Source organism: Citrobacter sp. Cpo103, assembly GCF_030332605.1.
Classification (GTDB): Bacteria; Pseudomonadota; Gammaproteobacteria; order Enterobacterales; family Enterobacteriaceae; genus Citrobacter; species Citrobacter portucalensis.
The window spans coordinates 57,929-73,181 of sequence record NZ_JAOWHO010000032.1; the positions used below are offsets into that span (position 1 = coordinate 57,929).

Here is a 15,253-nt window from a genome sequence, read left to right on the forward strand (position 1 = left end):
GCCTCCCTTTGTTATGCGTCTTTCGTGTTGCCCGGCGCGCGAGTGAAGGGAACCGGAAGCCATGCACGAATCGACAACCCACCGCGTTCACTGGTACCAATCTCCAGCATACCGTTATGGTTATCAATAATACGCTGCACAATCGCCAGCCCCAGGCCCGTACCGCTGGTACTGCGCGCGCTGTCTCCGCGGACAAACGGCTGGAACAGATGTTTACGCTGCTCCGGCTTGATGCCCGGACCATCATCTTCTACCTGGAACCAGGCGCGATGCTGCTCCATTCCGCTACTGACCTTAATCCAGCCGTTGCCGTAGCGGGCGGCGTTAACCACCATATTGGCAACCGCACGCTTGATCGACAGCGGGTGCATCTTCACCTGAATACTGCCCGGCAGCAGTGCAGTTTCGATTTCACGTTCGTAGCCGCTTTCTGCCGCAACCACTTCACCCAGCACCGAGTTCAGATCTGCCATCTCCATTGGCATCTCCTGACCGGTACGCAGGTAATCGATGAACTGCTCGATGATGGCGTTACACTCTTCGATGTCCTTATTGATGGACTCCGCAAGATAACCGTCCTCTTCGCCCATCATTTCCGTCGCCAGACGAATACGCGTCAGCGGGGTACGTAAATCGTGGCTCACGCCCGCCATTAACAGCGTACGGTCATCGGCCAGCTGCTTCACGCCCGCAGCCATATGGTTAAAGGCTCGGGTTACGGAGCGCACCTCTGAAGCGCCATACTCACGCAACGGCGGCGGAATGATACCTTTCCCCACCTGCAGCGCCGCATGTTCAAGATCCACCAATGGCCGGTTCTGGATACGGATAAACAACCAGGCCCCACCGATAGCCAACAGCATAATCGCCAGCGTATAGCGGAATAGCGGCGAGAAGTCGCCCTGATGAATTTCCGTAAGCGGCACGCGTACCCAGATATTGGGCGACAGCCAGGTTTTCAACCACACGACCGGCGAGCTTTTGTTTACCTCAACGCGGACTTCCGTTGGGCCACCCAGTTGCTGCGCCATCTGATGGCTTAAGAATTCATAGTGTTGCGCCCAACGCAGTCCGGCTTCTTCAGCGGCCTCGTTGGAATAGAGGGAAATACCCAGCTCACGATAAATTTCCCGGCGGAATGCGGGCGGCACCACCAGTTGCGTACCGTCCTCCAGCTGCAGTTTATCGGTCATCAGCATACGAACTTCGTACGCCAGGACCTTATTAAACTGCTGGAGGCTCGGCAGAATCGCGAAGTTCAGCACTACCAGGTATGTCGTCACCAGGCTGGCAAACAGCAAGGTGACGATGAGCAATAACGTGCGGGCAAACGAACTTCGTGGCGAGAAGCGCATTCGCCTCATGCTTTAGAACCGTCCGGAACAAAGACGTAGCCCAGACCCCATACGGTCTGAATGTAGCGTGGATGAGCCGGATCTTCTTCCACCATGCGGCGCAGACGGGAGATCTGGACGTCGATAGAACGTTCCATCGCAGAATATTCACGACCACGGGCGAGGTTCATCAGCTTGTCTCGCGACAGCGGCTCGCGCGGGTGGCTTACCAGCGCTTTCAGTACTGCAAATTCCCCGCTAGTGAGCGGCATCGGCTCATCTTCGCGGAACATTTCACGCGTACCGAGGTTCAGCTTGAACTTACCAAAAGCGATAACCGCTTCTTCCTGAGAAGGTGCGCCCGGCAGTTCATTCGCCTGACGACGCAGGACTGCGCGAATACGAGCCAGCAGCTCACGCGGGTTAAACGGTTTTGGGATGTAATCGTCGGCACCGATTTCCAGCCCTACGATACGGTCAACTTCTTCACCCTTCGCTGTGACCATAATGATCGGCATCGGGTTGCTCTGGCTGCGCAGGCGACGGCAAATAGACAGGCCATCTTCTCCAGGCAGCATTAAATCCAGCACCATCAGGTGAAAGGACTCACGGGTCAGCAGACGATCCATCTGCTCAGCGTTTGCGACGCTTCGAACCTGGAAGCCCTGCTCGGTCAGATAACGCTCCAGAAGCGCACGCAAGCGCATGTCGTCATCGACCACCAGAATCTTATAGTTCTCTTGCATTGTTATTACTCCCAAAGGTTCGCAACAATTAAGTGTATATTCTTAAGAAAGCTAACGTGAGTCACCAGCGAATTCTGGTATGAATTCCAGGCTAAATTGTTACAAAGCATATTAAACAGCAGCTTAAGTATACAATGTTTCTCGCAATACATTATTTATTCTGTTGATATGCTCACGTAATACTAATTGTGCGCATCATCACAGAGTCGAAGGTAAAACAATAAGATGAAAACGCCCCTGATAACCCGTGAAGGGTATGAAAAACTTAAACAAGAGCTGAATTATCTCTGGCGTGAAGAGCGCCCGGAAGTCACCAAAAAAGTTACCTGGGCTGCAAGTCTGGGTGACCGCAGCGAAAATGCCGACTACCAGTATAATAAAAAGCGCCTGCGTGAGATCGACCGCCGCGTCCGTTATTTGACCAAGTGCATGGAGAATCTAAAAATCGTCGATTACTCCCCGCAGCAGGAAGGCAAAGTCTTCTTTGGCGCATGGGTTGAGATTGAAAATGACGATGGCGACATCCGCAAATTCCGTATTGTTGGCTACGATGAGATCTTCGGTCGTAAGGATTACATCTCAATCGACTCACCAATGGCGCGGGCGCTATTGAAAAAAGAGGTCGGCGATCTCGCAGTAGTAAACACCCCAGGTGGCGAAGCCAGCTGGTACGTGAATGAGATTGAATACGTGAAGTGAGACCGGAACAATCCGAAGCCCCGGCAGATGGCTGGCATTTTTGCCAGTCAATCCGTATAACTATCCCCTGATTTTTTATCCTATAGACGAAGCTATCCATGATGAATGATTCTTTCTGCCGCATTATCGCAGGTGAAATTCAGGCTCGTGCTGAACAGGTAGAAGCTGCCGTTCGCCTGCTTGACGAAGGGAACACCGTGCCGTTTATCGCACGATATCGTAAGGAAATCACCGGCGGTCTGGACGATACGCAACTGCGTAATCTGGAAACCCGTCTGGGATATCTGCGTGAACTGGAAGACCGCCGTCAGGCAATCCTGAAATCTATCGGCGAGCAAGGCAAACTGACTGACGATCTGGCGAAAGCGATCAACGGCACGTTAAGTAAGACCGAACTCGAAGATCTCTATCTGCCGTATAAACCAAAGCGCCGCACCCGTGGGCAGATCGCCATTGAGGCTGGACTGGAGCCGCTGGCAGACCTGCTGTGGAACGAACCGTCTCACGACCCGGAAACGGAAGCCGCAAAATATCTCAACGCCGAAAACGGCGTGGCGGATACCAAAGCCGCCCTCGACGGCGCGCGCTACATTCTAATGGAGCGCTTCGCTGAAGATGCTGCTCTGCTGGCAAAAGTACGTGATTATCTGTGGAAAAACGCCCACCTGGTCGCCACCGTGGTAAGCGGTAAAGAAGAGGAAGGCGCTAAGTTCCGCGACTACTTCGATCACCACGAACCGATTTCTACCGTACCATCCCACCGTGCGCTGGCCATGTTCCGTGGTCGTAACGAAGGCGTGTTACAGCTTTCACTGAATGCCGATCCGCAATTCGATGAGCCACCAAAAGAGAGCCACGGCGAGCAGATTATCCGCGATCATCTGGGGCTGCGCCTGAACAACGCCCCAGCAGACAGCTGGCGTAAAGGCGTGGTTAGCTGGACCTGGCGCATCAAAGTGCTGATGCACCTTGAAACGGAGCTGATGGGTACCGTGCGCGAACGTGCGGAAGATGAAGCTATCAACGTCTTTGCCCGTAACCTGCATGACCTGCTGATGGCCGCTCCGGCCGGGCTGCGCGCCACCATGGGCCTCGATCCAGGTCTGCGTACCGGTGTAAAAGTGGCAGTGGTTGACGGTACCGGTAAGCTGGTCGCGACCGACACCATTTATCCGCATACCGGTCAGGCCGCCAAAGCCGCCGTTGCCGTTGCGGCGCTGTGTGAAAAACACAACGTTGAACTGGTGGCGATTGGTAACGGTACGGCGTCGCGCGAAACCGAGCGTTTCTTCCTCGACGTGCAAAAGCAGTTCCCGCAAGTGACCGCGCAGAAAGTGATCGTCAGTGAAGCCGGAGCGTCAGTTTACTCCGCATCCGAACTGGCGGCGCTGGAGTTCCCGGACCTCGACGTATCTCTGCGTGGCGCGGTGTCTATCGCCCGTCGTCTGCAGGATCCGCTGGCTGAGCTGGTGAAAATCGATCCGAAATCTATCGGCGTGGGCCAGTATCAGCACGACGTAAGCCAGACTCAGTTGGCGCGTAAGCTGGATGCGGTGGTGGAAGACTGCGTGAACGCCGTCGGTGTCGATCTGAATACCGCCTCCGTACCGCTGCTGACCCGTGTTGCTGGTCTGACGCGCATGATGGCGCAGAATATCGTTGCCTGGCGTGATGAGAACGGTCAATTCCAGAACCGTCAGCAACTGTTAAAAGTCAGCCGTCTTGGACCTAAAGCCTTTGAACAGTGCGCGGGCTTCCTGCGTATCAACCACGGCGATAACCCGCTGGATGCCTCTACCGTCCACCCGGAAGCTTATCCGGTTGTGGAACGCATTCTGGCCGCCACCGAGCAATCGTTGCGTGATCTGATGGGTAACAGCAGCGAATTGCGCAATCTGAAACCCGCTGATTTTACCGACGAACGCTTCGGGGTGCCGACCGTCACCGACATCATCAAAGAGCTGGAAAAGCCGGGCCGCGATCCGCGTCCTGAATTTAAAACCGCACAGTTTGCTGATGGCGTCGAAACCATGAACGACCTGCTGCCGGGAATGATTCTGGAAGGTGCTGTCACCAACGTTACCAACTTCGGCGCGTTTGTTGATATCGGCGTTCATCAGGATGGTCTGGTGCATATCTCTTCGCTGTCGAATAAGTTCGTCGAAGATCCACACACCGTGGTGAAAGCGGGCGACATTGTGAAGGTGAAAGTGCTGGAAGTGGACCTGCAACGTAAGCGTATCGCGCTGACCATGCGTCTGGACGAGCAGCCGGGTGAAACCAATGCGCGTCGCGGCGGCGGGAATAACGATCGCGCTCAGGGCAATCGCCCGGCACCAAAAGCGGCGAAACCGCGTGGCCGTGACGCACAGCCTACAGGCAACAGTGCGATGATGGATGCGTTGGCGGCGGCGATGGGTAAAAAACGCTAAGTTTAAACCCTGTGCCGGATGGTGGTGTAAACGCCCTGTCCGGCCAGGTTATCGCAATTAATTTGCAGGCCGGATAAGACGCATGAGCGTCGCCATCCGGCATATTTAATCTATGCCCCGCTTTGCACCACAATATATTTATCACTTCATTAACAGATGAAACCTTAATTAAACATTAAGATCCCCAATAATTACTTCCGCGAATCACTCGTTTCCAACCAGAATAAATATTGAGGAATATCAAAATTGGCTCAAATTATTATCCAATTGTACATTCCGTCACATTTATTCTATTGATGATAGAAACCATTCTCATTATCATTGATTTGTTGATTATTTACTCTTCCCTTACGTTGGCTAATCATCTGGTCTCATGCCGCCCTGTCGCCCCATGAGGTAATCATCCAGTTAGCGAGATATAAGTAGGTCCCTATGCAATTCACTCCTGACAGTGCGTGGAAAATTACCGGTTTTGCCCGTGAAATCAGCCCGGCTTATCGTCAGAAACTGTTGTCACTTGGCATGCTACCCGGCTCATCCTTCAACGTGGTACGCGTCGCCCCGCTCGGCGATCCTATCCATATCGAAACGCGTCGCGTAAGTCTGGTATTGCGTAAGAAGGATTTGGCGTTATTAGAAGTGGAAGCGGTTTCCTGTTAATACAGTGAGTCTATAAAAATGAAAAAACTAACCATTGGTTTAATTGGTAATCCTAATTCCGGCAAGACAACTTTATTCAACCAGCTCACCGGCGCGCGCCAGCGTGTAGGCAACTGGGCTGGCGTTACCGTTGAGCGTAAAGAAGGCCATTTCGCCACGACGGACCACCAGGTCACACTGGTCGATTTACCCGGCACTTATTCGCTGACGACAATCTCATCCCAAACCTCTCTCGATGAGCAGATTGCCTGCCACTATATTTTAAGCGGCGACGCGGATCTGTTGATCAACGTGGTCGATGCTTCAAACCTTGAACGCAACCTCTACCTGACGTTGCAACTGCTTGAGCTGGGTATTCCCTGTATCGTTGCACTGAACATGCTGGATATTGCTGAGAAACAGCAAATCCGTATCGATATCGACGCCCTCTCCGCTCGTCTTGGCTGTCCGGTGGTTCCACTGGTTTCCACTCGTGCGCGCGGCATTGAAGCACTGAAGCTGGCGATCGATCGCTACAAAGAAAACGACACCGTTGAGCTGGTCCATTATGCCCAGCCGCTGCTGCAAGAAGCTGATTCCCTCGCCGACGCAATGGCCAAAGATATGCCGCTCAAACAGCGCCGCTGGCTAGGCCTGCAGATGCTCGAAGGCGATATCTACAGCCGTGCTTACGCCGGTGATGCAGCACAAAACCTTGATGCCGCTGTTGCTCGCCTGAGTGAGACAATGGACGACCCGGCGCTACATATTGCCGATGCACGTTACCAGTGCATTGCCGCTATCTGCGATACCGTCAGTAATACCCTGACGGCAGAGCCGAGCCGTTTCACCACAGCGGTAGATAAAATTATCCTCAACCGCTTCCTCGGTCTGCCGATTTTCCTGTTCGTGATGTACCTGATGTTCCTGCTTGCCATCAACATTGGCGGCGCGCTGCAGCCGTTGTTTGATGTTGGCTCCGTGGCGCTCTTTATCCATGGTATTCAGTGGATTGGCTATACGCTGCATTTCCCGGACTGGCTGACTATCTTCCTGGCCCAGGGCCTTGGCGGCGGGATTAACACCGTGCTGCCGCTGGTACCGCAAATCGGCATGATGTATCTGTTCCTCTCTTTCCTTGAAGACTCCGGCTACATGGCGCGCGCCGCATTTGTGATGGACCGTCTAATGCAGGCGCTGGGACTGCCGGGGAAATCATTTGTCCCGCTGATCGTCGGCTTTGGTTGTAACGTACCGTCAGTGATGGGCGCGCGTACGCTGGACGCCCCGCGTGAGCGTCTGATGACCATCATGATGGCGCCGTTTATGTCCTGTGGCGCACGTCTGGCGATTTTCGCCGTCTTTGCCGCCGCGTTCTTTGGTCAGAACGGCGCGCTGGCGGTCTTCTCGCTGTACGTGCTGGGTATCGTTATGGCGGTGTTGACCGGCCTGATGCTCAAACACACCATCATGCGTGGCGAAGCAACGCCGTTCGTGATGGAGCTGCCGGTATATCACGTACCGCACATTAAGAGTCTGATCATTCAAACCTGGCAACGTCTGAAAGGCTTCGTTCTGCGTGCAGGTAAAGTCATCATCATCGTCAGCATTTTCCTCAGCGCGTTTAACAGCTTCTCACTGAGCGGAAAAATCGTCGACAACATCAACGACTCTGCTCTGGCTTCAGTTAGCCGCGTCATTACCCCAGTCTTTAAGCCGATTGGTGTTCACGAAGATAACTGGCAGGCAACCGTAGGTCTGTTCACCGGCGCGATGGCGAAAGAAGTGGTTGTCGGTACGCTGAACACGCTCTATACCGCAGAAAACATTCAGGAAGAAGAGTTCAACCCGGCAGATTTCCACCTCGGTGACGAGCTGCTCGGCGCGGTAGATGAAACCTGGCAAAGCCTGAAAGACACTTTCAGCCTGAGCGTGCTGGCTAACCCTATCGAAGCCAGCAAGGGCGACGGTGAAATGGCTACCGGTGCAATGGGCGTGATGGGCGAGAAATTTGGCAGCGCCGCCGCCGCGTACAGCTATCTGATCTTTGTTCTGCTATATGTACCGTGCATTTCAGTGATGGGCGCTATCGCACGTGAATCCAGCCGTGGCTGGATGAGCTTCTCGATTCTGTGGGGCCTGAATATCGCCTACTCTCTGTCGACGCTGTTTTATCAGACGGTCAGCTACAAAGAACACCCGACCTACAGCCTGGTGTGCATTTTAGCGGTCATCCTGTTTAACATCGTGTTGCTGGGCCTTCTGCGTCGAGCTCGCAGCCGCGTGGACCTCGCACTGCTGGCAACCAACAGAACGGCGAGTTCCTGCTGTTCCAGCACGACTGGCGATTGCCACTAAGGTTATCGACAATGGCATCGCTTATTCAGGTTCGTGATTTACTGGCTTTGCAGGGGCGCATGGAGGCGACACAAATTAGCCACACGCTGCATACCCCGCAGCCCATGATTGACGCCATGCTGAATCAGTTAGAAAAGATGGGCAAAGCGGTGCGGATTCAGGAAGATGCCGACGGGTGTCTTTCCGGAAGCTGCAAAAGTTGCCCAGAAGGTAAAGCCTGCCTGCGCGAGTGGTGGGCTTTACGCTAATCAGATGCTCTTTGCCGGATGGCGCTACGCTTATCCGGCCTACAAATGATGCAAACGTCCAGGCCGGATAACGCGTTTACGCTGATATCCGGCTTTTTTGCGAAATGGATTCCACGCAGATTTCATTATTTCAGCAAAAAAGATCTATCCTCCAGCCAGCCACGCATCGTTATTAATTCGTGGATGATTACTGGTAACCTGGGAAGTAGAGTCTCGTCATCTTTTTTCTCAGGTATAGCACCGCGTTTCCACTGATCGATATCACTGTTGTGCCCGATGACGAGATTATGCAGCATCGCCGGGTGGCGCTGTTGGAGCTCATCCAAAAGCATATTCGTAAACGCGATTTGATGGGGCTGGTAGAAAAACTGGCCATCCTGCTTGTTAAAGGACACGCTAATGACAACCAGTTGAAAGCCTTGTTTAATTATTTAATGCAGGCCGGTAACACCACACATTTTGGCGAGTTTCTTCATGAAGTCGCCGAACGTTTACCCCAACATAAGGACAAGTTGATGACTATCGCCGAAAGATTACGACAGGAAGGGCACCTTAATGGTCTTCAGGAAGGCCATAGGAAAGGGTTGCAAGAAGGGTTGCAAGAAGGGTTACAAACGGGTCTGCAACAAGGCAAACGAGAGGAAGCATTACGTATTGCATCAACTATGCAGGCTGATGGTATAGACCCACTAACCATCTTCAGAATTACTGGCCTGACCGCTGAGGATCTGGCTACGCGCAGCCATTAATCTCAGGCCCGGCGAGCATGGCACCACCGGGCAACACATCAAATTTATAGTTTCTGTTTTAACGCCACAAGCGCAGCACAGAATTCGGCGGGATGCGAGATAAACGGCGCATGCGCCGCTTTGGCAAACACCAAAGACTCGCTCTGCGGCCACAGTGCATCCAGCATCGGGACGACTTTGCGCGGCACCAGCCCGTCAAGATAGCCATACAACCGCAGGAAAGGCATTGCCACCGCGCACAGCGGTTCTCGCAGATCGACCGTTTTCAGGATCTCAAGTCCACCATTGAGCACCTCGACGTCCGGCATGGGTAAAGCCAGTACCGTTTTCTTCAGCGCTCGCGCATCCTGACGCGCAGTTTCTGTGCCCATCGTTTGCAATGCCAGAAAACGCTCCACCGTACGCTGGAAATCTTCGCTCAGCTGCTGCTGGAAACCTGCCAGCACCTCTGGCTTGATTCCCGGCCACTCATCCCGCGCGCTAAAGCAAGGGGAAGACGCGACGGTCACCAGCGCCTGAACACGCTCAGGATGCGTTAACGCTACCTGACTCGCAACCAGCCCACCCAGACTCCATCCGAGCCAAATAGCTTTCTCCGGTGCCTGTTTCAATACCCGCTCAGCCATCTCTTCCAGCGACATTGCACCGAAACCCTGGCTACGACCAAATCCCGGTAAGTCGACAAGATGCAGCGTGAAATGCGAACTCAGTTCCTCGCTTATGCAATGCCACACTTGCGCATTCAGTCCCCATCCGTGCAGCAGCACAAGATGGCAATTTCCCGAACCCTGGGTCTGCCACCAGATGTCATTCATCAGTTATTGTTCTCTTTTAGCCTGAAAGGATGCATCTATGCTAACAGTACCGGGATTGTGCTGGCTATGCCGAATGCCCCTGACGTTAGGGCATTGGGGGATCTGCTCAGTCTGTACGCGGGCAACGCGTCAACACGCCAGCCTGTGCCCTCAATGTGGACTCCCTGCCGCTCATACCGTCATTCCCTGTGGGCGCTGCCTGCAAAAACCGCCGCCGTGGCAGAGACTGGTTACCGTCAGCGACTATGTTCCGCCGTTGAGCGGGCTTATCCACCAGCTCAAGTTTTCGCGACGCAGCGAAACAGCCTCAGCTCTTTCGCGTTTGCTATTGCTGGAGGTATTACAAGCTCGGCGTGTCTGCTATCTTCCTCTACCGGACAGGCTGGTCAGCGTCCCGCTCTGGCAACGCCGACACTGGCGCAGGGGGTTTAATCAGAGCGGTTTATTGTGCCGTCCGCTGGCGCGCTGGCTGGGTTGCGACTGGGACAGCCGGACCATCTCACGAGTTCGGGCAACCGCCACACAGCACCATCTCAGCGCCCGATTACGTAAACAAAACCTGAAAAATGCCTTTCGCCTTGAATTGCCGGTGCAGGGACTCCATATGGTTATTGTGGATGATGTCGTCACTACCGGAAGTACCGTCGCGGAAATCGCGCAGCTGCTTTTACGCAACGGCGCGGCGACTGTCCAGGTATGGTGCCTGTGTCGAACCTTGTAGAGCCTCGATGATGGGCGTATTATAACCAAGTAAAATAGTCAACTATTAGGCCATTACTATGATCCATATTTCCGATGCTGCACAAGCGCACTTTGCCAAACTGCTGGCAAATCAGGAAGAAGGGACACAAATCCGCGTATTTGTGATTAATCCCGGCACGCCTAACGCTGAATGCGGCGTTTCTTATTGTCCGCCGGACGCCGTGGAAGCAACCGACACCGCCATTAAATTTGACCTGCTGACCGCATATGTTGATGAACTGAGCGCACCGTATCTGGAAGATGCAGAAATCGATTTCGTTACCGACCAGTTAGGCTCCCAACTGACCCTGAAAGCACCAAACGCCAAAATGCGTAAAGTTGCCGATGATGCGCCGCTGATGGAACGCGTGGAGTACATGCTGCAATCGCAGATCAACCCACAGCTGGCTGGCCACGGTGGTCGTGTCTCTCTGATGGAAATCACCGATGAAGGCTACGCCATTCTGCAGTTTGGCGGCGGCTGTAACGGCTGTTCAATGGTAGATGTAACGCTGAAAGAAGGTATCGAGAAGCAGCTGCTGGCTGAATTCCCTGAACTGAAAGGCGTTCGCGATTTAACCGAACACCAGCGCGGCGAGCACTCTTACTACTAACGCCTGAACCTGTAGAGTATCCGTAGGCCCGATAAGACGCCCCCGCGTCGCTATCGGGCATTAATGCCGGGTGGTAGCGTAATCGCTGACTCCGGCTTACGCCCCAACATTTCTTCGCATTTATCCTGCAACAATCCCCCGCATAATTTGACCAGCCTCTCATATTTTAAATTTTGCCTGTCCAGGTGATTTTCAAGCGCAGTATGTTACCCGTATCATTCGTATCAGCACCTAACACACACATAATAGCCAGTTAAACTGATTAGTTTTGAAGGCAACCAGCATTGGTGCTGAGAATACTCTGTTCCCGGTCGGGACAATCGGAATTTGTCATCTAAACACTGACGTTACCCATAACAAAGTAAAGGCCAGGTAAATCATGCCATTAGTCATCGTTGCTATCGGTGTAATCTTGTTACTCCTCCTGATGATCCGTTTCAAAATGAACGGCTTCATCGCTCTCGTCCTGGTGGCGCTTGCTGTCGGATTGATGCAAGGGATGCCACTGGATAAAGTCATCGGTTCGATTAAAGCCGGCGTCGGCGGAACCCTTGGCAGCCTCGCCCTGATTATGGGTTTTGGCGCCATGCTGGGCAAAATGCTGGCGGACTGCGGCGGCGCACAGCGCATCGCAACCACGCTGATTGCTAAATTCGGCAAAAAACACATTCAGTGGGCGGTGGTATTAACCGGCTTCACCGTCGGTTTTGCCCTGTTCTACGAAGTTGGCTTCGTGCTGATGCTGCCGCTGGTATTCACCATTGCTGCCGCTGCTAACATCCCGCTGCTGTACGTTGGTGTGCCGATGGCGGCTGCGCTGTCCGTTACTCACGGCTTCCTGCCGCCGCACCCGGGTCCAACCGCTATTGCCACCATTTTCCACGCAGATATGGGTAAAACTCTGCTGTTTGGTACGATTCTGGCAATCCCGACCGTTATTCTCGCCGGTCCGGTATACGCGCGTTTCCTGAAAGGCATCGATAAGCCAATCCCGGAAGGTCTGTACAGCGCAAAAACCTTCACTGAAGAAGAGATGCCAGGCTTTGGCGTCAGCGTCTGGACCTCTCTGGTCCCGGTTATCCTGATGGCAATGCGCGCCGTGGCGGAGATGATTCTGCCGAAAGGCCATGCTTTCCTGACGGTTGCAGAATTCCTCGGTGACCCGGTCATGGCAACGCTGATTGCGGTGCTGATTGCGATGTTCACTTTTGGTCTGAACCGCGGACGTTCGATGGATCAGATTAACGACACGCTGGTGTCCTCAATCAAAATCATCGCGATGATGCTGTTGATCATCGGTGGTGGCGGTGCCTTTAAACAGGTCCTGGTTGATAGCGGCGTGGACAAATACATCGCCTCAATGATGCACGGCTCTAACGTTTCTCCGCTGCTGATGGCATGGTCTATCGCTGCAGTACTGCGTATCGCACTGGGTTCCGCAACCGTTGCAGCGATTACTGCAGGTGGGATTGTGGCACCGCTGATTGCAACGACCGGCGTAAGCCCTGAGCTGATGGTTATTGCGGTTGGCTCCGGTTCCGTCATCTTCTCCCACGTGAACGATCCTGGGTTCTGGCTGTTCAAGGAGTATTTCAACCTGACCATCGGTGAAACCATCAAGTCATGGTCAATGCTGGAAACCATTATCTCCGTCTGCGGTCTGGTAGGGTGTCTGCTGCTGGGTATGGTGGTCTGATAAAACTGTGCCTGATGGCGCTACGCTTATCAGGCCTACGTACTACGAGCCATCACCATAAGAAAGCCGGGGAATTCCCCGGCTTTTTTACTTCTTCTTCGCGGCCGCTTTTCGCCGCTTATCCAAATCCTTAATCAGCTTATTCACGCCTTCATCAGCAAACATCTGTTCCAGCGTGGCGGTGAGCTTACGCCGCCAGTTTTTGTACTGATCGCTGGTCCCCGGAATGTTGACCGGCTCAGCCATATCCAGCCAGTCTTCCGGTTGCAGACCCAGCAACGCACTGTTGCTGTCAGCGATATAGCGTTGCATGCCGCGATTCAGAATCGGCGTCATCGACATCAGGGAAGCCTTGTGACCGGCACGTTTTGGCAGGCAGCCGTATTTGTGCAGCGCGTCCAGCAGCCCCTGTTTCGCCAGTTCCCGGTCCTGATACAACCCGCGCAGCACGACTTCATCCGGGTACAGGCCCAGTGCTTTACCCAGCGTCAGATCGCCGCTATCCCAATAACCTTTAAGCGTAGGAAGGTCATGCGTCGCCGCGACTGCCATTGATTGTTCCGGGTACGCTTTCGGCGCACGGAAGTTTTTCTCATGGTCATTCTCAAAATAAAGCACTTTGTAGGAGTAGACGCCACTGTCACGCAGCTTGCTGACGATCTCCACCGGCACGGTACCCAGATCTTCACCAATCACCATGCAGTGATGACGTTTACTCTCCAGCGCCAAAATTGACAGCAGATCGTCGACCGGATAATGCACGTAGGCACCGTGATCGGCAGTTTCACCGTAAGGGATCCACCACAGACGCAGCATCGACATGACATGGTCGATACGCAACGCGCCGCAGTTCTGCATATTGGCGCGCAGCAGTTCGATAAACGGTTCGTAAGCACGTGCCGCGATGATGTGCGGATCCATCGGCGGCAGTCCCCAGTTTTGCCCAAGCGGACCGAGAATATCCGGCGGTGCGCCAACTGAAGCTTTCAGGCAATACAACTCGCGGTCACACCAGGTTTCCGCCCCGCCTTCGGCCACGCCAACGGCCAGGTCGCGATACAGCCCTATCGGCATTGCAAAGCCCTGGCTGGTTTTCCAGCAGTCAGCAAACTGGGTATACGCCAGCCACTGTAACCACAGGTAGAAATCTACGTCATCACGATGTTCTTCGCAGAAGCGTTTTACCTCTGGCGAGTCCACTGACTGGAAAGCTTCTGGCCACACCGGCCAGCCCCAGCGCAATGCGTCCTCTTTCACCTGATGCGCATGCAGCGCATCAAAGGCCGCCTGCCAGTAGAGGCTATCCCCTTCCTGAGCCACAAACTGGCGAAATGCCGCCATCTGCTCATCATCACGCGCAGAGAAGCTTTTCCACGCCATACGTAGCGCCGTCATCTTCAGTGCGGTAACAGCAGAATAATCAACCCACTCGGCATCGCGGGCGCGTTGCAGAGCTTGCTGAGTCGCGGGTTTCTGCCACCACGCCTGCGCCTCTTTACTCAGACGGAAATCATCAACTGCGTTCACATCAATATAAATAATGTTCAGCCAGCGGCGTGACGACGGGCTGTACGGGCTGGCGCTCTCCGGATTCGCCGGATACAGCGCGTGAATCGGATTAAGCCCGATAAACGCGCCGCCGCGTTGCGCCACATCCACCAGCATGGTGCGGAGATCGCCGAAGTCGCCAATCCCCCAGTTCTTTTCCGATCGCAAGGTGTAGAGCTGAACACATGCACCCCATAGCTTCTGCCCGGCTAACAACGCCTGCGGTTCATAGCAGCGCTTTGGTGCCACGATGATACGACAATGGGAACGCAGCTCGCCCTGGGTCAGGGTCAACGTGTGATACCCCTCCGGCAGCTTCGCCGGAAGGTTAAAAGATTTACCGCCGACGGCATGCCCTTTGTGCTGCACGCCCTCTTCGGTGGTCAGCAGCCAGTTAAACTCTCCGCTTCCCTCAACCGCCAGCGGCATTTTCTTGCCAGCGGTATAGACCATGACATTCGGCACCGGGGTTACCGCCACCTGAGTGGCAGCGGTGGTGCGATGCATGGCGTCAAGCAAACGCCGTTTGGTTTCGGCGCCAATAGACTGCGGTTTACCGTGGGCATTAATGTAATTGGGGCTGATCCCCGCCGCCAGCGCGGCATTATCCAGACGTTTGCTTTCCATCGCGATT

At 54.1% G+C, this 15,253-nt stretch carries 12 protein-coding genes and 1 pseudogene; 9 read left to right on the forward strand and 4 right to left on the reverse strand.

The window, feature by feature from the left end:
• Nucleotides 1–11: 11 nt before the first annotated feature.
• Nucleotides 12–1,364 carry a two-component system sensor histidine kinase EnvZ gene (gene envZ / locus OGX89_RS12995; protein WP_003827658.1) on the reverse strand — a complete coding sequence of 451 codons (1,353 nt, stop codon included), beginning with the start codon at nt 1,362–1,364 and terminating at the stop codon, nt 12–14.
• Nucleotides 1,361–2,080 carry an osmolarity response regulator transcription factor OmpR gene (ompR, locus tag OGX89_RS13000; protein ID WP_001157751.1) on the reverse strand — a complete coding sequence of 240 codons (720 nt, stop codon included), beginning with the start codon at nt 2,078–2,080 and terminating at the stop codon, nt 1,361–1,363. The genes envZ and ompR overlap by 4 nt, the downstream gene beginning before the upstream one ends.
• Before the next feature lie 225 nt (nt 2,081–2,305).
• Between ompR and greB the strand changes: the two genes are divergently transcribed.
• The 6 genes and pseudogenes from greB to OGX89_RS13030 form a co-directional block, all read left to right on the forward strand.
• The gene (gene greB, locus OGX89_RS13005) at nt 2,306–2,779 is read left to right on the forward strand and encodes a transcription elongation factor GreB (RefSeq protein WP_003023524.1); all 474 of its coding nucleotides are present in this window, start codon (nt 2,306–2,308) and stop codon (nt 2,777–2,779) included.
• Nucleotides 2,780–2,877: 98 nt separating this feature from the next.
• Nucleotides 2,878–5,211 carry a Tex family protein gene (locus tag OGX89_RS13010; RefSeq protein ID WP_003827655.1) on the forward strand — a complete coding sequence of 778 codons (2,334 nt, stop codon included), beginning with the start codon at nt 2,878–2,880 and terminating at the stop codon, nt 5,209–5,211.
• A gap of 432 nt (nt 5,212–5,643) precedes the next feature.
• Nucleotides 5,644–5,871 carry a ferrous iron transporter A gene (feoA, locus tag OGX89_RS13015; RefSeq protein WP_003023519.1) on the forward strand — a complete coding sequence of 76 codons (228 nt, stop codon included), beginning with the start codon at nt 5,644–5,646 and terminating at the stop codon, nt 5,869–5,871.
• 18 nt (nt 5,872–5,889) lie between these two features.
• A complete protein-coding gene (gene feoB / locus OGX89_RS13020; protein WP_003827652.1) occupies nt 5,890–8,208 on the forward strand; it encodes a Fe(2+) transporter permease subunit FeoB in 2,319 nt (772 codons plus the stop codon).
• An 11-nt stretch (nt 8,209–8,219) separates the two neighbouring features.
• The gene (feoC, locus tag OGX89_RS13025; RefSeq protein ID WP_126956375.1) at nt 8,220–8,456 is read left to right on the forward strand and encodes a [Fe-S]-dependent transcriptional repressor FeoC; all 237 of its coding nucleotides are present in this window, start codon (nt 8,220–8,222) and stop codon (nt 8,454–8,456) included.
• Nucleotides 8,457–8,689: 233 nt separating this feature from the next.
• Nucleotides 8,690–9,205 (forward strand): annotated as a pseudogene (locus OGX89_RS13030) (Rpn family recombination-promoting nuclease/putative transposase); the annotation flags it as partial.
• A gap of 44 nt (nt 9,206–9,249) precedes the next feature.
• Here the strand turns inward: OGX89_RS13030 and bioH are convergent.
• Complete coding sequence (gene bioH, locus OGX89_RS13035) at nt 9,250–10,020, reverse strand: pimeloyl-ACP methyl ester esterase BioH (protein WP_126956377.1); 771 nt, start codon at nt 10,018–10,020, stop codon at nt 9,250–9,252.
• A 37-nt stretch (nt 10,021–10,057) separates the two neighbouring features.
• Between bioH and gntX the strand changes: the two genes are divergently transcribed.
• The 3 genes from gntX (at nt 10,058) to gntT (ending at nt 13,071) form a co-directional block, all read left to right on the forward strand.
• Nucleotides 10,058–10,741, forward strand: coding sequence for a DNA utilization protein GntX (gene gntX / locus OGX89_RS13040; RefSeq protein WP_126956379.1), 684 nt, complete (start codon nt 10,058–10,060; stop codon nt 10,739–10,741).
• 58 nt (nt 10,742–10,799) lie between these two features.
• Nucleotides 10,800–11,375 (forward strand): Fe-S biogenesis protein NfuA, encoded by a 576-nt coding sequence (gene nfuA / locus OGX89_RS13045; protein ID WP_003023509.1) that lies wholly within the window; start codon nt 10,800–10,802, stop codon nt 11,373–11,375.
• Between the two features lie 379 nt (nt 11,376–11,754).
• Nucleotides 11,755–13,071, forward strand: coding sequence for a gluconate transporter (gene gntT, locus OGX89_RS13050; protein ID WP_003023507.1), 1,317 nt, complete (start codon nt 11,755–11,757; stop codon nt 13,069–13,071).
• An 87-nt stretch (nt 13,072–13,158) separates the two neighbouring features.
• Here the strand turns inward: gntT and malQ are convergent, their stop codons facing one another.
• Nucleotides 13,159–15,246, reverse strand: a complete 2,088-nt coding sequence (malQ, locus tag OGX89_RS13055; protein WP_126956381.1) for a 4-alpha-glucanotransferase — start codon at nt 15,244–15,246, stop codon at nt 13,159–13,161.
• Nucleotides 15,247–15,253 lie beyond the last annotated feature (7 nt).